Here is a 22,282-nt window from a genome sequence, read left to right as displayed (position 1 = left end):
TCCGCCGCTCTTCGGTCCGCCGGCCCGGCGGCCCGGTGGGGCGTGGATCGCGGTGCGCAGGGGCTGGATGATTTCCGATTTCGGGCACGCTGAGCCGTGTTCGGGCGGGGGTCGGCGCTTAGGCTGCCGCTCATGTGCGGAATCGTGGGATACGTGGGGGCGCAGTCGGCGCTCGATGTGGTGGTCGCCGGGCTCAAGCGGCTGGAGTACCGCGGGTACGACTCGGCGGGCGTCGCCGTGCTCGCGGACGGCGGGCTCGCCTCGGCGAAGAAGGCCGGGAAGCTGGTCAACCTGGAGAAGGAGCTGACGGAGCGGCCGCTGCCGGCCGGTGGCACCTGCATCGGGCACACCCGGTGGGCCACGCACGGCGGGCCGACGGACGCCAACGCGCACCCGCACCTGGACAACGCGGGCCGGGTCGCCGTCGTCCACAACGGGATCATCGAGAACTTCGCCGCGCTGCGCGCTGAGTTGGCCGAGCGCGGGCACGACCTCGCCTCCGAGACGGACACCGAGGTGGTCGCGCACCTGCTCGCCGAGGAGTTCTCCGGCACCGCCGACCTCGCCGAGGCGATGCGGCTGGTGTGCCGGCGGCTGGAGGGCGCGTTCACGCTGGTCGCGGTGCACGCCGACGATCCGGACGTGGTCGTCGGCGCACGCCGGAACTCCCCGCTCGTGGTGGGCGTCGGAGAGGGCGAGGCCTTTCTCGCCTCGGACGTCGCCGCGTTCATCGCCCACACGCGTTCCGCGATCGAGCTGGGCCAGGACCAGGTGGTGGAGCTGCGCCGGGACGGCGTGACGGTGACGGGCTTCGACGGCGCTCCGGCGGACGTCCGCTCGTACCACGTCGACTGGGACGCGTCGGCAGCGGAGAAGGGGGGCTACGACTACTTCATGCTCAAGGAGATCGCCGAGCAGCCCAAGGCGGTCGCCGACACCCTGCTCGGCCGTATCGACGCGAACGGCTCGCTGACCCTCGACGAGGTCCGGATCTCCGCCGCCGAGCTGCGTGAGATCGACAAGGTCGTCATCGTCGCGTGCGGTACGGCCTTCCACGCAGGCCTGATCGCCAAGTACGCCATCGAGCACTGGACGCGCATCCCGTGCGAGGTGGAGCTGGCCAGCGAGTTCCGGTACCGGGACCCGATCCTGGACTCGCGCAGCCTCGTCATCGCCATCTCCCAGTCCGGCGAGACCATGGACACGCTGATGGCACTGCGGCACGCACGGGAACAGGGCTCCAAGGTCCTCGCGATCTGCAACACCAACGGCTCGACGATCCCGCGGGAGTCGGACGCGGTGCTGTACACCCACGCCGGACCCGAGGTCGCGGTCGCCTCGACCAAGGCGTTCCTCACCCAGCTGGTGGCCTGCTACCTGGTGGCGCTGTACCTCGGCCAGGTGCGGGGCACCAAGTGGGGCGACGAGATCAGCGCCGTGATCCGGGACCTCTCGCACATCTCCGGCGAGGTCGAGCGGGTCCTGGAGACCATGGAGCCGGTACGGGCGCTGGCCCGGACGCTGGCGGACAAGAAGACCGTGCTGTTCCTCGGCCGGCACGTCGGCTACCCGGTCGCCCTCGAAGGCGCCCTGAAGCTCAAGGAGCTGGCGTACATGCACGCCGAGGGCTTCGCGGCGGGTGAGCTGAAGCACGGGCCGATCGCGCTGATCGAGGCGGACCTGCCGGTGGTGGTCGTGGTCCCGTCCCCGCGTGGCCGCTCCGTCCTCCACGACAAGATCGTGTCCAACATCCAGGAGATCCGGGCCCGCGGCGCCCGCACCATCGTGATCGCGGAGGAGGGCGACGAGACGGTCGTACCGTACGCCGACCACCTGATCCGGATCCCTGCCACGCCGACCCTGCTCCAGCCGCTGGTCGCCACGGTCCCGCTCCAGGTATTCGCCTGCGAACTGGCCACCGCCCGGGGCAACGAGGTGGACCAGCCCAGGAACCTCGCCAAGTCGGTCACGGTCGAGTAGGGGAGAGCGGCGGGGGCCCGTCCCGGCGGAGCGAGGGCCCGGTGGGGGTCACAGCCGGGTGGCCGTGCGGACCAGGGCGGCCAGGGCCAGGGAGCGGCTGTGGGCGGGCCAGGCGATGTGGGTGACCACGGGTGGCGCGTCGGTCAGCGGGACGGCGGCGTGCTCCGCCCACAGCCAGGCGCGGGCCGAGTCGGGCAGGACGGTCGCGGTGCGCCCGAGGGCGATCAGCTGGGCCAGCTGGGTCTGGTCGCGGATCTCGGGGCCCGGACCGGGCGGGTACGTGCCGTGGCGGGGCCAGCGGGCGAGCGGCAGGCCCGGGATGTCGACGACGTCGGCGAGGGACAGCGTCCGGTGGGCGGCGAGCGGGTGACCGGCGGGCAGGACGGCGATCTGCCCCTCGCTCGTCAGCTCCTCGCTGTCGAACCCGGCGAGGGAGTTGAACGGTGCGTGCATGAGCGCCACGTCGGCGCGGCCGTCGCGCAGCATCCCTTCCTGCTCGCACATGCCCGTGGGCAGCACCTCGATCTCGGCGGCGCCGGGCTCGGCCGCGTAGGCGTCGAGGAGCTTGTGCAGCAGTTCGTGGGACGCGCCGGCCTTCACGGCCAGCACCAGGCGGTCGCGGGGGCCGGCCGGACCCCCGGCGCCGCCGGCCCGGCGGGTGCGGCGGACGGCGGCGCTGGTCGCGTCGAGGGCCGCGCGGCCCTCGTGCAGCAGCACCTCCCCGGCGCCGGTCAGCCGGACCCCGCGGCGGTCGCGGTCCAGCAGGCGGACGCCGAGACGCCGTTCCAGCTGCTGGATCGCCCGGGACAGCGGCGGCTGCGCGATGCCGAGGCGCTCGGCGGCGCGGCCGAAGTGCAGTTCCCCGGCGACGGCCAGGAAGTACCTCAGCTCGCGGGTCTCCAAGGTGGCCACGGCGTCGGTGGTGTCCGTGGTGTCCGTCCTGCCCGTGCCGCCCGTCCCGTCCATGACCACAGCGTACGTCGGTGATACCCGGGGGGTATGACAGGGCACCGCGGCGGTATTGGATGCGCCGCGGGTCCGCGAGCGACCATCGACGGCATGGACAACACACCCTCCGCATCGCTGCCCGGCGGCACCTGGGCCCTGGGCGATCTGACCGTGACCCGGGTCGGCTACGGCGCCATGCAGCTCGCCGGGCCCGGGGTCATGGGCCCGCCCGCCGACCGCGACGGCGCGCTCGCCGTACTGCGCGAGGCCGTCGCCCTCGGGATCACCCACATCGACACCGCGGGTGCGTACGGACCGCGCGTGACCAACCGGCTGATCCGTGAGGCCCTGCATCCGTACCCCGCGTCGCTGCACGTCGTGACCAAGGTCGGCGCGGTCCGCGACGGGCAGGGCGACTGGATTCCCGCCCGGCGGCCCGAGGACCTGCGCCGCGCCGTCCGGGAGAACCTCGACGACCTCGGCCTCGACACCCTCGACGTGGTCAACCTCCGGCTCGGCGACGCCCAGGGGTTTCGGCCCGGCTCGCTCGCCGAGCCCTTCGAGGCACTCGCCGAACTCCGGCAGCAGGGCCTGATCCGGCACCTCGGAGTGAGCAACGCGACGCCGGAACAGGTCGCCGAGGCCCGGACGATCGCGCCGGTCGTGTGCGTGCAGAACATGTACAACCTCGCCCACCGCCAGGACGACGAGCTGATCGACGACCTCGCCGCCCAGGGCATCGCCTACGTGCCCTTCTTCCCGCTCGGCGGCTTCACCCCGCTGCAGTCCACGGCACTGTCCGCAGTGGCCGCCCGGCTGGACGCGACGCCGATGTCGGTCGCCCTCGCCTGGCTGCTGCGGCGGTCGCCGAACATCCTGCTCATTCCCGGGACCTCGGCGGTGGCGCACCTGCGGGAGAACGTCGCCGGCGCGGGACTCGCCCTGTCCGACGAGGACCTCGCCGAGCTGGACAAGATCGGCCGGTAGCGGGACGTGGCCCGGCCTCCGGCCGCCCGACGGGCCGTAAGGTGCTCTGGTGAGCATCATCGGGGTAGGCATCGACGTCGCCGAGATCGACCGGTTCCGGGAGTCGCTGGAGCGGACCCCCGGGCTGGCCGGGCGGCTCTTCGTCGAGCGGGAGCTGTACCTGCCGGGCGGGGAGCGGCGCGGTGTCGCCTCGCTCGCGGCGCGGTTCGCGGCCAAGGAGGCACTGGCCAAGGCGCTCGGCGCACCGCCGGGGCTGCTCTGGACGGACGCGGAGGTGGTCGTCGAGGACAACGGGCGGCCGCGGCTGCAGGTGCAGGGCAGCGTGGCCGCCTGCGCGGCCGAACTCGGCGTGCGGTCGTGGCATGTGTCGCTCAGTCACGACGCCGGGGTGGCGTCGGCGGTGGTGATCGCCGAGGGATGACCGGGGCGGGCGGGGCGGATGCGCGTCCCGCCGGTTCCGGGGCAGACTCGGGGCATGCGGACTGCTTACAGCGTGGAGACGGTACGGGCGGCCGAGCGGGAGCTGATGGCGCGGCTGCCGGAAGGGGCGCTGATGCAGCGGGCCGCCGCCGGGCTGGCCGCCGCCTGCGCCGACTTGCTCGGACGGGTGTACGGCAGCCGGGTGGTCCTGCTGGTCGGCAGCGGGGACAACGGCGGGGACGCCCTGTACGCCGGGGCGCGGCTGGCCCGCCGCGGCGCGGGGGTCGCGGCGGTGCTGCTCGCGCCGGAGCGCACGCACGAGGGCGGTCTTGCGGCGCTGCGCCGGGCCGGAGGGACCGTCGTACGGGAGGGCGGCGCCGAGGAGTTGGTGCTGCGGGCCGATCTCGTCGTCGACGGGATCGTGGGGATCGGCGGCAAGGGCGGGCTGCGGCCCGGGGCGGCGGAACTGGTGGCGGTCGTGGAGCGGTCCCGGGCCGCCGTCGTCGCCGTGGACCTGCCGAGCGGGGTGGAGGCGGACACCGGCGAGGTGCGCGGGGCGGCCGTACGGGCGGACCTGACCGTGACCTTCGGGACGCACAAGCCGGGGCTGCTGATCGATCCGGCGCGGGAGTACGCCGGTTCGGTGCGGCTGGTCGACATCGGGCTCGAACTGCCCGAGGAGGCCGAGCTGGAGGCGTTGCAGGACGTGGACGTGGCGCGGCTGCTGCCGGTGCCGTCGGCGGAGAGCGACAAGTACCGGCGCGGGGTGGTGGGCGTCGTGGCCGGCTCGGCGCGCTATCCGGGGGCCGCGGTGCTCGCGGTCGCGGGGGCGTTGCGGGGCGGGGCCGGGGCCGTGCGGTACGTCGGGCCGGCCAGGGGCGAGGTGCTGGCCCGCTTTCCCGAGACGCTGGTGTCTGACGGGGGGCCGCGGAAGGCCGGGCGGGTGCAGGCGTGGGTGGCCGGGCCGGGGGTCGGGGACGACGCCGACGCCGTCGCCGAGGTGCTGGCGGAGGACGTGCCGGTGCTGGTCGACGCGGACGGGCTGCGGCTCGCCGACCGGGACGCGGTGCGCGGCCGTACGGCGCCGACCCTGATGACGCCGCACGCCGGGGAGGCGGCGGCCCTGCTGGGGGTACGGCGGGAGGAGGTCGAGGCCGGCCGGCTCGCGGCGGTGCGGGAGCTGGCGGCGGCGTACCGGGCGACGGTGCTGCTGAAGGGGTCGACGACGCTGGTCGCGGCGGCGGGGGGCGGGTCCGCCGTCCGGGTGAACGCGACGGGGACGCCCTGGCTGGCCACCGCCGGGAGCGGGGACGTGCTGTCGGGGCTGGCGGGGTCGTTGCTGGCGGCGGGGCTGGACGGGCGGGACGCGGGGAGCGTGGCGGCGTATCTGCACGGTCTCGCGGGGCGGTTCGCGGCGGAGGGGGCGCCGACGGTGGCGCACGCCGTCGCGGACGAGTTGCCGGCGGCGTGGCGGGGTGTTTTCCCACCCGCCCACCCGACTCGGTAGGACAGGCCGCACCGTCGCGGGGCTCCGCCCCGGACCCCGGACCCCGGCCGACGCCGGACGGTCGGGTGCGGCGCTGCCGTGGCTGGTCGCGCAGTTCCCCGCGCCCCTTACGGGGCGCTGCCCTGCCCCCTGGGGTGAGCTGCCCGCGCGTCTTGCGGGGCGTTGCCTGTGCCCCGGGGTGGCCTCCCTGCGCGTCTTGCGGGGTGTTGCCTGTGCCCCCCGGGGTGGCCTCCCCGCGTGTCTTGCGGGGCGCTGCCCTGCCTCCCCGGGTGACCTCCCTGCGCGTCTTGCGGGGCGTTGCCTGTGCACCGGGGTGAGCTGCCCGCGTGTTTTGCGGGGCGCTGCCTGCGCCCCCCGGGTGACCTCACCGCGCGGCTCCCCGGGATTCCGGGCCCCGCGGGTTTGTCTGATCGCATGATTTATGGACGAATCGCTCGTTATCGGTGTGGTCTGGTGCGGGAGGTCGCAGGGGTTCTCGTGGTCGCCGTGGCTGTGCTCTGCCTCGGTGCCGGGACCGGGGCCGCGGTCGGCGCCGCGCCCGAACCGGGTGCCGCCGTCCCCGAGTCGGAGCTGGTGCCGGGGGTCGCGCCGGGGCCCTCGCAGCCCTGGCAGATCGACACCCCCGACCAGGTGCTGGCGCCCAAGGTGTACACGCCCACCGCCAAGGAGGACGCCGTCGAGCCGAAGGCGGCGGCCCCCGGGACGTACGACCTCATCGAGTACGTGCCGCTCAGCGACGCCGTCTCCAAGGTGAGCTGCTCCAAGCTGACCGGGCCGTATCAGAAGCAGATCGAGCAGTGGCTGAAGCTGAAGGCGGACGGGAAGCAGTCCGCCGCCGACTGCAAGGCCATCCAGAAGTTCCAGAAGAAGTACAAGATCAAGCCGGCGATCGGGTTCGCGGGGCCCGTGACCTGGTACCAGATGATGCTCCTGTCGGCGAAGAAGAACCCGAACGCCGCCGGGAACTGCCCCGTGAAGTCGTACCGGGTCGCCTGCGTGGACCTCAACCGGCAGGTCACCTGGGTGCAGAAGGGCAGCAAGGTGGTCTACGGGCCGGTGCAGATGCGCAGCGGGCGGAAGGGGTACGCGACCAGGGCCGGGTGGCACACCGTCTACTGGCGGCACAAGAACCACTGGTCGACGCTGTACAACTCGCCCATGCCCTACGCCCAGTTCTTCGACGGCGGGCAGGCCTTCCACGCCGTCTACGGCTCCATCTACACCACCGTCGGCTCCTGGGGCTGCGTGAACCTCAAGCTCGGCGACGCGAAGAAACTGTGGAGCGTGCTGAAGAAGGGCGACAAGGTGTACGTGTGGGGCCACCGTACGGGTACCTGAGCCCGGTACCCGGGGCTGTGCCTGAGGGCTGTCGGAGGCCTCTGAGACACTGGGGGCGCGATGAGTGACACACCGACGGCGCAGACCGCACCGACCGCGCCCCTGCGCGCCCGCGCCGAGATCGACCTGGCCGCCCTGCGGGCCAATGCGCGGACCCTGCGTGCCCTCGCACCGGGCGCGGCCCTGATGGCCGTGGTGAAGTCCGACGCGTACGGCCACGGGGCACCGCGGTGTGCCCGCGCGGCCGTCGAGGCGGGCGCGAGCTGGCTCGGCACGGCCACCCCGGAGGAGGCCCTGGCGCTGCGCGCGGACCCCGGGCTGCCCGCGGACGTGCGGATCATGTGCTGGCTGTGGACGCCGGGCGGCCCCTGGCGGGCGGCGATCGAAGCCGACCTCGACGTGTCGGTGAGCGGCATGTGGGCCCTGCGCGAGGTGACCGAGGCGGCGCGGGCGGCAGGACGCCCCGCCCGCGTGCAGCTCAAGGCCGACACCGGACTCGGGCGCAGCGGCTGCCAGCCCGCCGACTGGCCCGAGCTGGTCCGCGAGGCGCTGCGCGCCGAGGCGGCGGGACTGCTCCGGATCACCGGACTCTGGTCGCACTTCGCCTGCGCCGACGAGCCCGGCCACCCCTCCATCGCCGCCCAGCTCACCCTCTTCCGCGAGCTGCTCGGGTACGCCGAGGGGCAGGGCGTGCGCCCCGAGGTGCGGCACATCGCCAACTCACCGGCCACCCTCACCCTGCCCGAGACCCACTTCGACCTGGTCCGTACGGGCATCGCGCTCTACGGCCTCTCGCCCAGCCCCGAGCTGGGCAGCGCGGCCGACTTCGGGCTGCGCCCCGTGATGACGCTGTCCGCCTCCCTCGCCCTCGTGAAGCACGTACCGGGCGGGCACGGGGTCAGCTACGGGCACCACTACGTCACGCCCGGCGAGACGACCCTCGGACTCGTCCCCGTCGGTTACGCGGACGGCATCCCGCGACACGCCTCCGGCACCGGGCCCGTGCTGGTCGGCGGAAAGTGGCGGACGGCCGCCGGGCGCATCGCCATGGACCAGTTCGTCGTGGACCTCGGCGGCGACGAGCCCGAAGCCGGGGCGGAGGCGGTGCTGTTCGGTCCGGGCGACCGGGGTGAGCCCACCGCCGACGACTGGGCCCAGGCCGCGGGCACGATTGCATACGAAATCGTCACGCGCATCGGAACCCGGGTACCCCGCGTCTATGTGAACGGGGAACCGAGTGGGCAAGAACCAGGGGACGACGCCTGACCCCAGGGGTTCGGCGGCGGCACGACCCGGTTACACCTGTATCAACAGCACCAACAGCACCAACAGCACCATGCGTCGCGTCAGCATCACCCGTGTCAGCTAGGCAGCGAACTGCAGTACGGCGAAGAGGAGCGGTACGTGAGCGAGAGCAGTGCGGAGGCCGTAGCGGAAGCCGCCGCGGCGGCCCTCGTCGCCTCGGCCACGGGGGCGGCCTCCGGCAGCTGGCGCAAGGTGACGGGCGTCGCCGGCGCCGCCATAGGAGTGCTCGCCGCCGGGGCGGCCGCCGGTGTCGCCGTGGAGCGGATGACCGTCGGCCGCGGGATGCGCCGCAAGGCCCGCCTCGCACTGGACTCGGCGGGCCCGTACGGCACCCTGCGCGGCACCCCCGGCAAGGCGTACGCGGACGACGGCACCGAGCTCTACTACGAGGTCGACGAGGTGGTCCCCGATTCCGGACCCGCCGTCTCGCCGCGCCGCCGCCGGCTCTTCGGCCGCAAGGCGCCCGCACCCGTCACCGTCGTCTTCAGCCACGGCTACTGCCTCAACCAGGACTCCTGGCACTTCCAGCGGGCGGCCCTGCGCGGGGTCGTGCGCACCGTGCACTGGGACCAGCGCAGCCACGGTCGCTCCGGGCGGGGCGTCGCCCAGCACGAGGACGGGGTGGAGCTCACCATCGACCAGCTGGGCCGGGACCTGAAGGCCGTCCTGGACGCGGCCGTGCCGGAGGGGCCGATCGTGCTGGTCGGGCACTCCATGGGCGGCATGACGGTGATGGCGCTGGCCGCGCAGTACCCCGACCTGATCCGCGAGCGGGTGGTCGCCACCGCCTTCGTCGGTACCTCGTCCGGGCGGCTCGGCGAGGTCAACTTCGGGCTGCCGGTCGCCGGCGTCAACGTGGTGCGCCGGGTGCTGCCCGGGGTGCTGAAGGCGCTGGGCACGCAGGCCGCGCTGGTGGAGAAGGGGCGGCGGGTCACCGCCGATCTCTTCGCCGGGATCATCAAGCGGTACTCGTTCGCGTCCAAGGACGTCGACCCGGCGGTGGAGCGGTTCGCGGAGCGGATGATCGAGTCGACACCGATCGACGTGGTCGCCGAGTTCTACCCGGCCTTCACCGACCACGACAAGACCGCGGCCCTCGCCTACTTCCAGAACCTGCCGGTCCTGGTGCTGGCCGGGGTGCAGGACCTCGTCACGCCCAGTGAGCACAGCGAGGTCATCGCCGACCTGCTGCCCGACGCCGAACTGGTGCTGGTCGCCGACGCCGGGCACCTGGTCATGCTGGAACACCCGGAAGTGGTCACCGACCGCCTCGCCGACCTGCTCACCCGCGCGGGGGCCGTGCCGGCAGGGGCTACCGTAAGTGGCTATGGAAGCACCAGCAGCACGGCACAGCCAGGCTGAGACCGAGTTGACCGTCACCTCCCCCGGGCAGATGGGGGAGCTGGGCCGCAGGCTGGCGAAGTTGCTGCGCGCCGGTGACCTCGTGATGCTCAGCGGGGAGCTCGGAGCCGGCAAGACGACGCTGACGCGGGGACTGGGCGAGGGGCTCGGCGTGCGCGGGGCCGTCACGTCGCCGACGTTCGTCATCGCCCGCGTGCATCCGTCCCTGGGGGACGGTCCGCCGCTCGTCCACGTGGACGCGTACCGCCTGGGCGGCGGGCTGGACGAGATGGAGGACCTCGACCTCGACGTCTCGCTGCCCGAGTCCGTGGTCGTCGTGGAGTGGGGCGAGGGCAAGGTCGAGGAGCTGACCGACGACCGGCTCGTGATCGGCATCCACCGGGCGGTCGGCGACACCACCGACGAGGTGCGGCACGTGACCCTGGCGGGGCTGGGGGAGCGGTGGGACGGCGTGGACCTGGGCGTCCTGTCGGCCTGAGGACCGCGTGAACGTTCCGACAAGGCGTCGGCAAGATATTGCGCCGGACACGTCGGGCGTGGTCACATGGTACCCAGTCCGTGGTTAGGTCTACCTAACTACGCCCGCCCCCGCACCATCAGGAGGCGCCCGTGTCCGTGTCCCGGTCCGAGGAGCGGCGACCTGTCGTGGTCGCCGTGGCCCCCGGTGTCTCCATGCGCGACCTGCTGGCGTCCTGCGCGTGCGCGGCCGCGGTGTCCCGGCCGCCGAGAGCGCCGGCAGCGCCCCGAAGGAGCGCTGGGAACCGCGCGACCAGCCACGACGGCGCGGCAGCCGGCGGAGCGCTGGACCTCCCGCGGAGCGCTTAGGCGGGGTTCGGCCGGCGGGTCCGTGCGGGCCGGTGGCGGCTGGTCGCGCAGCTCCCCGCGCCCCTTACCGGGCGCTTGGCTCAGCGGATCACGACCACCTTCACGCCGATCGTCGCGAAGTTCCACATCGCGGTGCCGTCCGCGCGGGTCTCGCGGATGCCGCCGGTCTTCACCGTGGGATCGGGGGGCGCGGCGGCGCGCTGGGCGGTGACCGCGCTGAAGCCGATGGCGGAGCCGTCCTTCGTGGTGGTGAAGCGGACCACGTGCTCGATGGGGAGGCCGTCGGTGCCGGTGACCGCCTTCGAGCGGGACGTCACCCAGTAGGCGCCGAGCGGCGGGTCGATGGTGCCGGGGCGCACCTTGAAGGTGCGTTCGACGCGGCCCCGCTCGTTGACGAGCCAGACCCGGTCGTCGTCCACCGAGTACACCACCCGTTCACCCGTCCCGGACGTGTTCGGCAGGGCGGTGGGGTGGCGGCGGTCCCGGGGCGCCTTGGCGGCGGGCGCGCCGGGCGCGGGGCTCGCCGACGACCGGCTGCCGAGGCCGGGCGGGACGGTGGCCGAGGCCTGGTAGGCGAGGAAACCGACCGCTCCGACGGCCGCCGCGGTGAGGCCTGCCACGACTCCCGAGCTGGTCCCTGCCACGTGCGCCACCTCTGCCTGCCGTAGAGCCTCACGGGGAGCCTCGCCGTATATGTCGTACTTCGTACAGACCGTAGCAGTCAGTGACCGTCCGACCCGGCCGGGCGTGCTCGCGGCGCCGGAGCCGTAGGCTGTTCGCGTGCTCTTGCTCGCTCTGGATACCGCCACCCCCGCCGTCACCGTCGCCCTGCACGACGGCACGGCCGTCATCGCCTCGTCGAGCCAGGTGGACGCGCGCCGGCACGGCGAGCTGCTGCTGCCGGCCGTCGACCGCGTCCTCGCCGAGGCCGGGGTCAAGCTGGACGCCGTCACCGAGATCGTCACCGGCATCGGTCCCGGCCCCTACACCGGCCTGCGGGTCGGTCTGATGACCGCGGACACCTTCGGGCTCGCGCTCGGCGTGCCCGTCCACGGCCTGTGCACGCTCGACGGGCTCGCCTACGCGGCCGACATCGAGAAGGGCCCGTTCGTGGTCGCGACCGACGCCCGCCGCAAGGAGGTCTACTGGGCGGTGTACGAGGACTCGCACACCCGGCGCACGGAGCCGGCCGTGGACCGGCCGGGCGACATCGCCGAGAAGGTCGCGGGGCTGCCCGCCATCGGCGCCGGGGCGCTGCTCTACCCCGACACCTTCCCGGTCGTCCACGAACCCGAGCACGTCTCCGCCGCGGCCCTCGCGTCGCTGGCCGTCGCGAAGCTGGCCGCCGGCGAGGAACTGCCCGCGCCCCGGCCGCTGTACCTGCGCCGGCCGGACGCCCAGGTGCCCAAGAACTACAAGGTGGTCACCCCGAAGTGACCGCACAGCTGCGCGAGATGCGCTGGTGGGACATCGACCCGGTCCTGGAGCTGGAGAAGGACCTGTTCCCCGAGGACGCCTGGTCGCGGGGGATGTTCTGGTCCGAACTGGCGCACGCCAGAGGACCCGCGGCGACCCGGCGGTACGTGGTGGCCATGGAGGGCGACCGGATCGTCGGGTACGGCGGGCTCGCCGCCCAGGGCGCCTCCTCCGAGGACAGCGGCCCCGCCGCGGTCGGCGACATCCAGACCATCGCCGTACGCCGTGACCAGTGGGGCACCGGGCTCGGCGCGGAACTGCTCACCGAACTGCTGCGGGCCGCGACCGCCTTCGAGTGCGCCGAGGTCATGCTGGAGTGCCGGGTCGACAACATCCGCGCCCAGAAGCTCTACGAGCGGTTCGGCTTCGAGCCCATCGGGTTCAGACGCGGCTACTACCAGCCGGGGAACGTGGACGCCCTGGTGATGCGCCTGACGACCGGGCAGCCCGGCAGTGGCTCCGCCACCGGGCCCACCTCAGAACAAGGAACCGAGATCAATGGCTGACGAACCCCTGGTGCTGGGGATCGAGACCTCCTGCGACGAGACCGGCGTCGGCATCGTCCGGGGCACCACCCTGCTCGCCGACGCCGTCGCCTCCTCCGTCGACGAGCACGCCCGTTTCGGCGGGGTCGTCCCGGAGGTCGCCTCCCGCGCCCACCTGGAGGCGATGGTCCCCACCATCGAGCGCGCGCTGAAGGACGCGGGCGTGAGTGCGAAGGACCTCGACGGCATCGCGGTCACGGCGGGCCCCGGCCTGGCCGGCGCGCTGCTGGTCGGCGTCTCGGCGGCGAAGGCGTACGCCTATGCCCTGGGGAAGCCCCTTTATGGCGTGAACCACTTGGCCTCCCACATCTGCGTGGACCAACTGGAACACGGTCCCCTCCCTGAACCGACGATGGCCCTCCTGGTCAGCGGCGGCCACTCCTCGCTGCTGCTGTCCTCGGACATCACCTCCGACGTACGCCCCCTCGGCGCGACCATCGACGACGCGGCCGGCGAGGCCTTCGACAAGATCGCGCGCGTGCTGAACCTCGGCTTCCCGGGCGGCCCGGTCATCGACCGGTACGCGAAGGAGGGCGACCCCGCGGCGATCGCCTTCCCGCGCGGCCTCACCGGCCCCCGCGACCCGGCGTACGACTTCTCCTTCTCCGGTCTCAAGACGGCGGTGGCCCGCTGGATCGAGGCCAAGCGCGCGGCCGGCGAGGAGGTCCCGGTCCGCGACGTGTCCGCCTCCTTCCAGGAGGCGGTCGTCGACGTCCTGACCCGCAAGGCCGTCCGGGCCTGCCGTGACGAGGGCGTCGACCACCTGATGATCGGCGGCGGGGTCGCCGCCAACTCCCGGCTGCGTGCCCTCGCGGCGGAGCGCTGCGAGGCGGCCGGCATCCGGCTCCGGGTGCCGCGGATGAAGCTGTGCACGGACAACGGCGCGATGGTGGCCGCGCTCGGCGCGGAGATGGTCGCCCGCAACCGGACCCCGTCCGGCTGGGACCTCTCGGCGGACAGCTCCCTGCCGGTGACCGACCCGCACGTCCCCGGCAGCCACCACCACGACCACGTGCACGAGGTCAGCAAGGAGAACCTCTACTCGTGACGGTCGTGCTGATGTGGGAGGCGCGGGCGGTACCGGGCCGGGGCGCGGAGTTGCTCACCTGGGCCCGGCAACAGGTCCTGCCCGAGCCCCCGTTGCGCCGCGACACCTTCCGGGCACCGCAGGACCGGGTGCTGGTGATCACCTGGTGGGACGCCTCGTACGGCGACCCGGACCTGCCCGAACTCGCCTCCCCGCCGGAGGAGTTGGTGGGCCGCCCGGTGCACCGGTGGCGGTTCGAGTCGGTGGCGGCGGACTGAGCGCCCCGAAGGGTTGCCGGGCAGGGAAGCAGCCCCCACCCCCGCCGCCCTCCACATCCGCAAACGCCGAAGGCCGCGCCCGCCCTCGTCGACACGGGCGGCGGCGGGCAGCGCGGGGTCGCGCCGGGGAGCGATGGTCATGAAACTCCCGTCTCTGCTCCCCTGCGGGTTCTCTGCTACGAACGCTCTGCCGCGAATGTTTCGTGCCACACACCGAATGTTCCGGGAACCTGTGGCGTGCGCAGGTCTTCGTCAAGGGAGGAGCGCGGGGATACGATCGCGGGCATGACGCCTTCGAAGCCCACAGAAACGCAGACGGCGACGCTCGCCGAAATCGCCCGTGAGGCCGGCGTGTCCGCTCCGACTGTTTCGAAGGTCCTCAACGGGCGCGCCGACGTCGCTCCGGCCACCCGCACCCGGGTCGAGGAGCTGCTGCGCGCCTACGGCTACCGGCGGCGCCGCGCCGAGGCCTCCCGGTCGCCGCTGATCGACCTGGTCTTCCACGAGCTGGAGAGCGCCTGGGCGATGGAGGTCATCCGGGGGGTGGAGAACGTGGCCCGGGACGCCGGCCTGAGCGTCGTGCTGAGTGAGAGCGCCGGGCGGCTCACCCCGGGACGGACCTGGGCGGACCAGGTGGCGGCGCGGCGGCCGCACGGGGTGGTGCTGGTGCTGTCCGGGCTCGACGAGTCGCAGCGGGCGCTGCTGCTGAGCCGGTCCATCCCGTTCGTGGTGATGGACCCGGCGGGGGACCCGGGGCCGGACGTGCCGTCGATCGGCGCGACGAACTGGCAGGGCGGGCTCGCCGCCACCCGGCACCTGGTGGAACTGGGGCACCAGCGCATCGGGGCGATCAGCGGGCCGTCCCGGATGATGTGCAGCCGGGCCCGGGTGGACGGTTACCGGGCCGCGCTGGAGACCGCCGGGCTGCCGGTGGACCCGGCCCTGATCAAGGCCGGCGACTTCCACCACGACGCCGGCTACCGGCTCGGTCTGGAGCTGCTGCGCATGCCCGACCGGCCCACCGCGATCTTCACCGGCAACGACCTCCAGGCGCTCGGGCTCTACGAGGCCGCGCGTGAGCTGGGGCTGCGCATCCCGGAGGACGTGAGCGTCGTCGGGTTCGACGACCTGCCGCTGGCCCGCTGGGTGGGGCCGCCGCTGACGACCGTACGGCAGCCGCTGACCGAGATGGCCGAGGCGGCCGCGCGGCTGGTGCTCGAGATGGGGCGGGCGGAGGAGGCGACGACCGCGACCCGGGTGGAGCTGGCGACGAGCCTGGTGGTGCGGTCGAGCACGGCGGCGCCAGGACCCGGTGGTATGTGACATGGCACTGCCCCCGCGAGGGGCAGGGCCATCGGCACCGCGTCACCGGCTCCCTGCTCAGTCCGGCGCGGCCGTCTCCCGCGCCAACGCCTCCCGCAACGGGACGGTGGCGGACGGGAGTTCGGTCACCTCCGGGTCCAACCCGTCCTGGAGCGGCACCAATCCGGCGCCCACCGTCACCCTGAGCCGAACCCAGGGCTGGACTCTGGGCTGAACCCTGGGTGAGAAGGGTGAGATTTTCCGAAGAAAACCTCTTCGCGACGCTCGCGCTAACAGTCCCCTAATAATTCGGACTTACGTTCCTGCCTTGTGACGGGACACACGGGACACGAGGAGCAAGGCGTCGCCGGCAGACGGGTGGGCCGGCGGTCGAGAGCGCTGAGGATCGTCGGCCTCACCCTGGCGGGGGTCATGACGCTCGGCATCGCGGGCGCGGGGTGGGTCTACTGGCACCTCAACGACAACATCAAGAGCGTCGACGTCGACAGCGCGCTCGGGGACGACCGCCCGGCGAAGGCGGTGACGACACCGCCGGCCGAGCCGTCCGCGTCCGCCTCCGCATCCCCGCTTCCCACCGGTTCGATGAACATCCTGGTGCTGGGCTCGGACTCGCGCAGCGGCAAGGAGAACAAGAAGCTCGGCGGCGGCAGCAGCTCGGGCGCCCGCTCCGACACCGCGATGGTCGTCCACGTCGACGCCGGCCGCACGTCCGCCACGATCGTCAGCATCCCGCGCGACACCCTGGTCACCCGGCCCTCCTGCCCGCTCTCCTCCGGCGGCTCGACGTCCGTCGCCTACAACGCGATGTTCAACAGCGCCTACTCGGTGGGCGGGGCGGTGTGCGCGGTCAAGACGGTCGAGTCGATCACCGGCGTCCGCATGGACCACTATCTGGAGATCGACTTCTCGGGCTTCGCGAAGCTGGTCGACGCGCTCGGCGGGGTGACCGTGACGACCGACCAGGACATCGACGACGACGACAGCCACCTGCACCTGAAGAAGGGCACCCACCACCTCGGCGGCACCCAGGCCCTGGCACTCGCCCGCACCCGGCACGGCATCGGCGACGGCAGCGACCTGGGCCGGATAGGGCTCCAGCAGAAACTGGTGAAGGCCCTCCTCGACCGGATGGCCTCCATCAGCCTGCTGACCGACCCGGGCAAGCTCTACGAGGTCGCCGACGCGGTCACCGCCAGCCTCACCACCGACACCGGTCTGGACTCGCTCAGCGAGCTGATGCGGCTCGGGCAGAGCCTGAAGGGGCTGACCTCCGACCACACGAAGACGGTGATGATGCCGGTGGTGACCGCGCCCTCCGACCACAACCGGGTGATCGCGAAGGAGCCGGCGGCGGGCGAGCTGTGGGAGTCCCTGCGATAGGCGCTCCGCAGGGGCCGGAATACCTCCCGGAAAAAAACTTCGGGGAATCCTGGGTGCGCGTGTCGATCCGGGGGCGGCCCGTTCGACGCAAGGGTGAGATGCGGGGAGAGACCCCGCACCGCACCGGAACACCAGGAGCCACCATGCCCCGTTACCTGTCGCTCGTGAAGATCGACGAGAACACCGCCCCCGCCGAAGGCCCCAGCGAGGAGCTGATGCAGCGGATGGGCGAGCTGATCGAGGAGATCACCAAGGCCGGCGTGATGCTGGACACCGCGGGCCTCACGCCGACCGCCCAGGGCACCCGGGTGCACTGGGAGGGCGGCAAGATCTCCGTCACCGACGGACCGTTCACCGAGGCCAAGGAGGTCGTCGGCGGGTACGCGATCATGCAGTGCAAGGACAAGGCCGAGGCCCTGGAGTGGACCAAGCGGTTCCTCAAGGTGCACGAGGAGTTCTGGACCGTGACCTGTGAGGTCCGGGAGATCGCGGAGGGCTGATCCTCCTGGCGTACGCCCGGTGGCGGGTGTTGCATGGGGGGCTGTGAGCACACAGCCCCCCGCCGGGCCCGCCGCCTCCGCCGCGGCCGACCCCCGCCACGCCATCGAGACCGTCTTCCGGCTCGAATCGCCCCGCGTGATCGCCGGCGTCGCCCGGATCGTCCGGGACGTCGGCATCGCGGAGGAGCTGGCGCAGGACGCGCTGGTCGCAGCCCTTGAGCAGTGGCCCCGGGACGGCGTGCCCGACAACCCGGGCGCCTGGCTCATGGCGACCGCCCGGCACCGCGCCGTCGACCTGATCCGGCGCCGGGAGAACTACGCCCGCAAGCTCGCCGAGATCGGCCGCGCCACCGAGACGACGGCCCCGCCGGAGGAACCCGCCGACCCGGACGACATCGACGACGACCTGCTCCGGCTCGTCTTCACCACCTGCCACCCGGTGCTCTCGCCCGAGGCACGCACGGCTCTCACCCTGCGCCTCCTCGGCGGCCTGACCACGGCCGAGATCGCCCGCGCCTTCCTGGTCCCCGAGCCGACGGTCGCCCAGCGCATCGTCCGCGCCAAACGCACCCTCGCGACGAAGAACGTCGCCTTCGAGGTGCCGTACGGACCCGACCGCGAGGCCCGGCTCGGCTCGGTCCTGGACGTCATCTACCTGGTCTACAACGAGGGCTACGCGGCCACGGCGGGCGACGACTGGCTGCGCCCGTCGCTCTGCGAGGACGCGTTGCGGCTGGCCCGCCTCCTGTCCGCCCTGATGCCGAAGGAACCGGAGGTGCACGCCCTCACCTCCCTCCTGGAGTTCCAGTCCTCCCGTACGGCCGCCCGCACCGGGCCCGACGGCGCACCGGTCCTCCTGCGGGACCAGAACCGCCGCCGCTGGAACCGCATGCTCATCGCCCGCGGCATCAGGGCCCTGGCCCGCGCGGACGCCACGGCGACCGGCGCGCCGGGGCCGTACGCCCTCCAGGCGGCCATCGCGGCCTGCCACGCGCACGCGTACACGTACGAGGAGACCGACTGGAGGGCCATCGCCACCCTGTACGGGCTGCTGGCGGCCCGCTCCCCGTCCCCGGTCGTCGAGCTGAACCGGGCGGTGGCCGTGTCGATGGCGGACGGCCCGGCGGCGGCCCTCGCGATCGTGGACTCGCTGACCGCCGAACCCGCCCTGAGCGGCTACCACCTCCTGCCGAGCGTCCGCGGCGACCTGCTGGCCCGCCTCGGGCGCACGGCCGAGGCCCGCGCGGAGTTCGAACGGGCCGCGGGTCTCGCGCACAACGAGCGGGAACGGGAACTGCTGCGGCGCCGGGCGGCGGAGGCCTAGCCGCTAGTGCCGCGGCAGGCAACGTTCGCCCGTCAAGGAGCGGCGTCCGGTGCGTGCTCTCGGCGTGCCGGCCGGAAGTCCTCGTACTGGATGTACTTGGGCTTTCGGCTGGTGCGGCGAGAGTGCGTGCCGGGCGTCGTGACGGGGCGAACGTTGCCTGTTGCGGCACTAGGGCCGGGCGGGGTGGCCGAGGAGCATCGTGGGCGCCCCCGCCACCCGGGTCAGGAACACGGTCGCCGCGTTCGGGCCCTGCGGCTTGACCTTCCTGCGCAGTTCCTCCGGCTCCACCGCCGACCCGCGCTTCTTCACGGTCAGGTTCCCGACCTCGCGCTCCCGCAGCAGGGCCTTCAGCCTCTTGACGTTGAAGGGGAGTTCGTCCGTGATCTCGTACGCCGTGGCGTAGTCGGTGGCCCGGAGCGTATCGGCCGTGACGTAGGCGATCGTCGGGTCGATGAGGCCGCCGGCCAGTTCCTCGGCCGCCTCGGCGACCAGGTGGGCGCGGATGACGGCGCCGTCCGGCTCGTAGAGGTAACGGCCGACCGGGCGGACGGCGGGGTCGGGCAGGCCGCGGCCGAGCAGGGTGCGCGGGCCGGGCAGGAGGGTGGCGCGGACGGCCCCGGGGGCGCCGGTGCCGAACCAGAGGACGGCCTCCTTCACGTCGCCGCCGTCCGAGATCCACTCCGCCTCGGCCGCCGCCGGGACCGCCTCGTGCGGGATGCCGGGGGCGATCTTCAGCGCGGCCACCCGGGCCGCCGACGCGGTCGCCACCGCCCAGGACAGGGGCGGTGAGTAGGCCTCGGGGTCGAAGATGCGGCCGCGGCCGCCGCGCCGGGCCGGGTCGACGAAGACGGCGTCGTGGCCGGCCGTGTCCACCTCCTGGACGTCCGCCTCCCGGACCTCGATCAGGTCGGCGAGCCCGAGCGCCCCGGCGTTCGCGCGGGCGGTGGCCGCCGTCACCGGGTCCCGGTCCACGGCGAGGACGCGGATGCCGGCCCGCGCCAGCGCGATCGCGTCGCCCCCGATCCCGCAGCACAGGTCGGCCACCGAGGTCACCCCGAGCGCCTTCAGCCGCTCGGCCCGGTACGCGGCGACTGTCGCCCGCGTCGACTGCTCGACCCCGTTCGGCGTGAAGAACATGCGGTCCGCGTCCGCCTCCCCGAACTTCGCCGCCGCCCGCTGCCGCAGCCGGGCCTGGGCCAGCGCCGCCGACACCAGCTCGGCGGGGTGCTCGCGGCGCAGCCGGGTGGCCACGGCCAGCTCGTCGGCGGGCGCGGTGCCGCGCACCTCGTCGAGGAGGGCGTGGCCCTCGGGGGTGAGGAGGAGGGAGAGGAGGTCGTTCACCGGGTCATTGTCGGCCAGTCGGTGGACGGTTCGCCTCCGGCCGAGGTGTCTGCCGGGGTTCCGGGGAGAGGGCTGGAAAGATCCGAGGCCATGCGAGCAGTCGTACAAAATGACAAAAATAGGGTGGTTTCGGCCATGGTTGCCCTCACCGCCGTAGCGGCCGTCGCCGTCGTCTCCGGCTGCGGCGGGCCGGGGGACGAGGCCGCGGTCCGGCCCGCCGCGGGCCAGCAGGCCCACCGGGGCGCCGCCGCCCCCGACGACCACGCCGCCCTGGTCGCCGCCGCCCGGCGCTGGGGTCTCGACGCGGTCCCGCTGCGGCCTCCGGCCCCGCCGAAGCGCAAGCCGGCGATCACCGCTCGCGACGGCTTCGAGGTGGACGGCCAGGTCGAGGACGACCTCCCCCCGGTCTTCACCACGGTCCCCACCAGGAAGAAGGTCGTCTTCCTCACCATCGACGACGGCGCCGAGAAGGACCCGGACTTCCTGCGGATGATGGGCGAGCTGCACATCCCCTACACCGCGTTCCTCAGCAACTACCTGGTCAAGGACGACTACGGCTACTTCCGCCGGATGCAGGCCGAGGGCCACACCCTCAACAACCACACCCTCACCCACCCCTACCTGCCCGGTCTGACCTACGAGGAGCAGAAGCACGAGATCTGCGGCATGCAGGACATCATGAAGCGGCAGTTCGGCAAGGCGCCGACGGTCTTCCGGCCGCCCTACGGCAACTACAACGGCGACACCCTGCGCGCCGCCAAGACCTGCGGCATCAAGTACGCGCCGATCTGGGACGAGGAGGTGTTCGTCGACCACTGGGAGTACCGCGAGTGGGACCGCTCGCTGCACCCCGGAGACATCGTCCTCACGCACTTCCGGGGCCGGAACGACTGGGACGGCACCATGGTCGACGACATGCGCCGCTTCCTGAACAAGGTCACCCGTGACGGCTACGCGGTGGCGCGCCTGGAGGACTACCTGTGAGCCGACCGAGGGCGACGGCCGCTGTCCTGGCCGCCGCCCTCCTGCTGTCCGCGTGCGCGCCCTCCGTCGACCCCATCGAACGGCTCGGCAGGAAGGCGGCCGACCGGGTGCACCCGCACGGCCCGTCCGGCGAGCCGACGTACCGCCAATGGGGTCTGACCGAGCCGCTCGCCCCGGCGCCCCGCCCGCCGCTGCACCCGCTGTCCGTGCGCACCGGCCTCCCACCGGTCGTCGACCACGTCACCACCTCCGACCGGGTGGTCTTCCTGACCTACGACGACGGGGCCGAGAAGGACCCCCGCTTCGTCGACATGGTCCGCGAACTGCGGCTGCCGGTGAGCATGTTCCTCACGGACAGCGTGGTCGGTCCCGGCTACGGCCACTTCGCCCGCCTCCAGTCGGTCGGCGCGAGCGTCGAGAACCACACCCTCGACCACCCGGCCATGCCCGGCCTGCCGTACGCCGGCCAGCGCGCCGAGATCTGCGGCCAGCAGGAGAAGCTGAAGTCCCGCTTCGGCATCCGGCCCCGCCTCTTCCGCCCGCCCTACGGCACCTACGACACCACCACCCTGCGCGCCGCGGACGACTGCGGAGTCGCCGCGGTGGTGCTGTGGCGGGCGGCGACGACCCCCGACGGCATCAGCTACCGGACCGGCGACAGACAGCTCCGCCCCGGCGACATCATCCTGGTGGGCCCCGACGAGGCACTCGGCCCGACCCTCAGGGTGCGCACCGCCCGGCTGCTGCGCCGGGTGCAGGCGAGCGGGCTGACGGTGGGCCGTCTTGAGGACTATCTCTAGCCCGATCCTGGTCGGGGAGGTGCGCGCCGCCGTCGCCCCGTGACGCCCCCCCCGGGAGGGCGATTCCGGCGCCGCGCCGCACGCAATTGGCACTCCGCTTGACCGAGTGCTAATCACGGTCATAGTCTCGGCTCTGGCACTCGGCAGATGAGAGTGCCAACAACGCGACGGGCAGGTCCGGCACCCGCGACGACGGATCGACCTGGTCGCCACCTCAGACAGTTAACCCCGTGAGATCTCCGAAGGGGGAGGTCGGATCGTGACGACCGCCAGCTCCAAGGTTGCCATCAAGCCGCTTGAGGACCGCATCGTGGTCCAGCCGCTCGACGCCGAGCAGACCACGGCCTCCGGCCTGGTCATCCCGGACACCGCGAAGGAGAAGCCCCAGGAGGGCGCCGTCCTCGCCGTGGGCCCGGGCCGTTTCGAGAACGGCGAGCGCCTGCCGCTCGACGTCAAGGTCGGCGACGTCGTGCTCTACAGCAAGTACGGCGGCACCGAGGTGAAGTACAACGGCGACGAGTACCTCGTCCTCTCGGCTCGCGACGTGCTCGCGATCATCGAGAAGTAAGCCTGCGACTCACACCTCAAGCACTCCGCTTGAAGCTGCGCCCCTGGCCCCCGCGATCCTCCGA

At 73.1% G+C, this 22,282-nt stretch carries 22 protein-coding genes; 19 read left to right on the top strand and 3 right to left on the bottom strand.

All coding sequences use genetic code 11. The features are described from left to right. The first annotated feature begins 132 nt into the window (after positions 1-132). Positions 133-1,980: a glutamine--fructose-6-phosphate transaminase (isomerizing) gene (gene glmS, locus BLW82_RS17055; protein ID WP_093499621.1), complete on the top strand. Its 1,848-nt coding sequence runs from the start codon at positions 133-135 to the stop codon at positions 1,978-1,980. 48 nt (positions 1,981-2,028) lie between these two features. On the opposite strand, the gene BLW82_RS17050 is transcribed toward glmS, so the two are convergent. After that, positions 2,029-2,946, bottom strand: coding sequence for a LysR family transcriptional regulator (locus tag BLW82_RS17050; protein WP_177232977.1), 918 nt, complete (start codon positions 2,944-2,946; stop codon positions 2,029-2,031). Positions 2,947-3,039: 93 nt separating this feature from the next. Here BLW82_RS17050 and BLW82_RS17045 point away from each other — a divergent pair, with 93 nt between their 5' ends. From BLW82_RS17045 to tsaE, 7 genes are all read left to right on the top strand, one after another. Beyond that, positions 3,040-3,915, top strand: coding sequence for an aldo/keto reductase family oxidoreductase (locus tag BLW82_RS17045; RefSeq protein ID WP_093499620.1), 876 nt, complete (start codon positions 3,040-3,042; stop codon positions 3,913-3,915). Between the two features lie 49 nt (positions 3,916-3,964). Continuing rightward, positions 3,965-4,336 carry a holo-ACP synthase gene (locus tag BLW82_RS17040; protein ID WP_093499619.1) on the top strand — a complete coding sequence of 124 codons (372 nt, stop codon included), beginning with the start codon at positions 3,965-3,967 and terminating at the stop codon, positions 4,334-4,336. 54 nt (positions 4,337-4,390) lie between these two features. Beyond that, the gene (locus BLW82_RS17035) at positions 4,391-5,842 is read left to right on the top strand and encodes an NAD(P)H-hydrate dehydratase (RefSeq protein WP_177232976.1); all 1,452 of its coding nucleotides are present in this window, start codon (positions 4,391-4,393) and stop codon (positions 5,840-5,842) included. A gap of 414 nt (positions 5,843-6,256) precedes the next feature. After that, positions 6,257-7,180 (top strand): L,D-transpeptidase family protein, encoded by a 924-nt coding sequence (locus BLW82_RS17030; protein ID WP_093499617.1) that lies wholly within the window; start codon positions 6,257-6,259, stop codon positions 7,178-7,180. Between the two features lie 60 nt (positions 7,181-7,240). After that, complete coding sequence (alr, locus tag BLW82_RS17025; RefSeq protein WP_093499616.1) at positions 7,241-8,446, top strand: alanine racemase; 1,206 nt, start codon at positions 7,241-7,243, stop codon at positions 8,444-8,446. A 138-nt stretch (positions 8,447-8,584) separates the two neighbouring features. Then, entirely contained in the window at positions 8,585-9,847 is a 1,263-nt protein-coding gene (locus tag BLW82_RS17020) for an alpha/beta fold hydrolase (RefSeq protein ID WP_093499615.1), read from the top strand. Further along, a complete protein-coding gene (gene tsaE / locus BLW82_RS17015; protein WP_093499614.1) occupies positions 9,813-10,325 on the top strand; it encodes a tRNA (adenosine(37)-N6)-threonylcarbamoyltransferase complex ATPase subunit type 1 TsaE in 513 nt (170 codons plus the stop codon). The genes BLW82_RS17020 and tsaE overlap by 35 nt, the downstream gene beginning before the upstream one ends. 427 nt (positions 10,326-10,752) lie before the next feature. On the opposite strand, the gene BLW82_RS17010 is transcribed toward tsaE, so the two are convergent. Then, on the bottom strand, positions 10,753-11,316 hold the full coding sequence (locus BLW82_RS17010) for a hypothetical protein (RefSeq protein ID WP_093499613.1): 564 nt from the start codon (positions 11,314-11,316) through the stop codon (positions 10,753-10,755). A 136-nt stretch (positions 11,317-11,452) separates the two neighbouring features. On the opposite strand from BLW82_RS17010, the gene tsaB reads away from it, so the two are divergent. The 8 genes from tsaB to BLW82_RS16965 all read left to right on the top strand — a co-directional run bounded on the left by tsaB (position 11,453) and on the right by BLW82_RS16965 (position 18,525). Beyond that, positions 11,453-12,109, top strand: coding sequence for a tRNA (adenosine(37)-N6)-threonylcarbamoyltransferase complex dimerization subunit type 1 TsaB (gene tsaB, locus BLW82_RS17005; protein WP_093499612.1), 657 nt, complete (start codon positions 11,453-11,455; stop codon positions 12,107-12,109). A gap of 17 nt (positions 12,110-12,126) precedes the next feature. Further along, positions 12,127-12,654 (top strand): ribosomal protein S18-alanine N-acetyltransferase, encoded by a 528-nt coding sequence (gene rimI / locus BLW82_RS17000; protein ID WP_093508092.1) that lies wholly within the window; start codon positions 12,127-12,129, stop codon positions 12,652-12,654. Next, positions 12,647-13,741: a tRNA (adenosine(37)-N6)-threonylcarbamoyltransferase complex transferase subunit TsaD gene (tsaD, locus tag BLW82_RS16995; protein WP_093499611.1), complete on the top strand. Its 1,095-nt coding sequence runs from the start codon at positions 12,647-12,649 to the stop codon at positions 13,739-13,741. The genes rimI and tsaD overlap by 8 nt, the downstream gene beginning before the upstream one ends. Further along, positions 13,738-13,998: a hypothetical protein gene (locus tag BLW82_RS16990; protein WP_093499610.1), complete on the top strand. Its 261-nt coding sequence runs from the start codon at positions 13,738-13,740 to the stop codon at positions 13,996-13,998. The genes tsaD and BLW82_RS16990 overlap by 4 nt, the downstream gene beginning before the upstream one ends. Before the next feature lie 285 nt (positions 13,999-14,283). Beyond that, positions 14,284-15,321, top strand: a complete 1,038-nt coding sequence (locus tag BLW82_RS16985) for a LacI family DNA-binding transcriptional regulator (RefSeq protein ID WP_093499609.1) — start codon at positions 14,284-14,286, stop codon at positions 15,319-15,321. Positions 15,322-15,732: 411 nt separating this feature from the next. Next, a complete protein-coding gene (locus BLW82_RS16975) occupies positions 15,733-16,701 on the top strand; it encodes an LCP family protein (protein WP_093508091.1) in 969 nt (322 codons plus the stop codon). A 143-nt stretch (positions 16,702-16,844) separates the two neighbouring features. Beyond that, positions 16,845-17,201: a YciI family protein gene (locus BLW82_RS16970; protein ID WP_093499607.1), complete on the top strand. Its 357-nt coding sequence runs from the start codon at positions 16,845-16,847 to the stop codon at positions 17,199-17,201. Positions 17,202-17,244: 43 nt separating this feature from the next. After that, positions 17,245-18,525: an RNA polymerase sigma factor gene (locus BLW82_RS16965; RefSeq protein ID WP_256215837.1), complete on the top strand. Its 1,281-nt coding sequence runs from the start codon at positions 17,245-17,247 to the stop codon at positions 18,523-18,525. Between the two features lie 168 nt (positions 18,526-18,693). On the opposite strand, the gene BLW82_RS16960 is transcribed toward BLW82_RS16965, so the two are convergent. Beyond that, positions 18,694-19,866, bottom strand: coding sequence for a class I SAM-dependent methyltransferase (locus BLW82_RS16960; RefSeq protein WP_256215836.1), 1,173 nt, complete (start codon positions 19,864-19,866; stop codon positions 18,694-18,696). 90 nt (positions 19,867-19,956) lie between these two features. Here BLW82_RS16960 and BLW82_RS16955 point away from each other — a divergent pair, with 90 nt between their 5' ends. From BLW82_RS16955 to groES, 3 genes are all read left to right on the top strand, one after another. After that, complete coding sequence (locus BLW82_RS16955) at positions 19,957-20,850, top strand: polysaccharide deacetylase family protein (RefSeq protein ID WP_093499604.1); 894 nt, start codon at positions 19,957-19,959, stop codon at positions 20,848-20,850. Further along, positions 20,847-21,650 (top strand): polysaccharide deacetylase family protein, encoded by an 804-nt coding sequence (locus BLW82_RS16950; protein WP_093499603.1) that lies wholly within the window; start codon positions 20,847-20,849, stop codon positions 21,648-21,650. Before BLW82_RS16955 ends, BLW82_RS16950 begins: the two co-directional genes overlap by 4 nt. 259 nt (positions 21,651-21,909) lie before the next feature. Continuing rightward, a complete protein-coding gene (groES, locus tag BLW82_RS16945; protein WP_004955293.1) occupies positions 21,910-22,218 on the top strand; it encodes a co-chaperone GroES in 309 nt (102 codons plus the stop codon). Positions 22,219-22,282 lie beyond the last annotated feature (64 nt).

It is taken from the genome of Streptomyces sp. Ag109_O5-10 (genome assembly GCF_900105755.1).
Classification (GTDB): Bacteria; Actinomycetota; Actinomycetes; order Streptomycetales; family Streptomycetaceae; genus Streptomyces.
Note: the sequence above shows the minus strand (reverse complement) of the source record. Positions and strands in the feature narration are given on the sequence as shown.

What these genes read in the sequence shown, in the direction of transcription:
- glmS (WP_093499621.1), top strand. Translation starts at nt 133, where the DNA reads ATGTGCGGAATCGTGGGATACGTGGGGGCGCAGTCGGCGCTCGATGTG.
- BLW82_RS17050 (WP_177232977.1), bottom strand. Translation starts at nt 2,946, where the DNA reads ATGGACGGGACGGGCGGCACGGGCAGGACGGACACCACGGACACCACC.
- BLW82_RS17045 (WP_093499620.1), top strand. Translation starts at nt 3,040, where the DNA reads ATGGACAACACACCCTCCGCATCGCTGCCCGGCGGCACCTGGGCCCTG.
- BLW82_RS17035 (WP_177232976.1), top strand. Translation starts at nt 4,391, where the DNA reads ATGCGGACTGCTTACAGCGTGGAGACGGTACGGGCGGCCGAGCGGGAG.
- BLW82_RS17030 (WP_093499617.1), top strand. Translation starts at nt 6,257, where the DNA reads ATGATTTATGGACGAATCGCTCGTTATCGGTGTGGTCTGGTGCGGGAG.
- alr (WP_093499616.1), top strand. Translation starts at nt 7,241, where the DNA reads ATGAGTGACACACCGACGGCGCAGACCGCACCGACCGCGCCCCTGCGC.
- tsaE (WP_093499614.1), top strand. Translation starts at nt 9,813, where the DNA reads ATGGAAGCACCAGCAGCACGGCACAGCCAGGCTGAGACCGAGTTGACC.
- rimI (WP_093508092.1), top strand. Translation starts at nt 12,127, where the DNA reads ATGCGCTGGTGGGACATCGACCCGGTCCTGGAGCTGGAGAAGGACCTG.
- tsaD (WP_093499611.1), top strand. Translation starts at nt 12,647, where the DNA reads ATGGCTGACGAACCCCTGGTGCTGGGGATCGAGACCTCCTGCGACGAG.
- BLW82_RS16985 (WP_093499609.1), top strand. Translation starts at nt 14,284, where the DNA reads ATGACGCCTTCGAAGCCCACAGAAACGCAGACGGCGACGCTCGCCGAA.
- BLW82_RS16975 (WP_093508091.1), top strand. Translation starts at nt 15,733, where the DNA reads ATGACGCTCGGCATCGCGGGCGCGGGGTGGGTCTACTGGCACCTCAAC.
- BLW82_RS16970 (WP_093499607.1), top strand. Translation starts at nt 16,845, where the DNA reads ATGCCCCGTTACCTGTCGCTCGTGAAGATCGACGAGAACACCGCCCCC.
- BLW82_RS16955 (WP_093499604.1), top strand. Translation starts at nt 19,957, where the DNA reads ATGCGAGCAGTCGTACAAAATGACAAAAATAGGGTGGTTTCGGCCATG.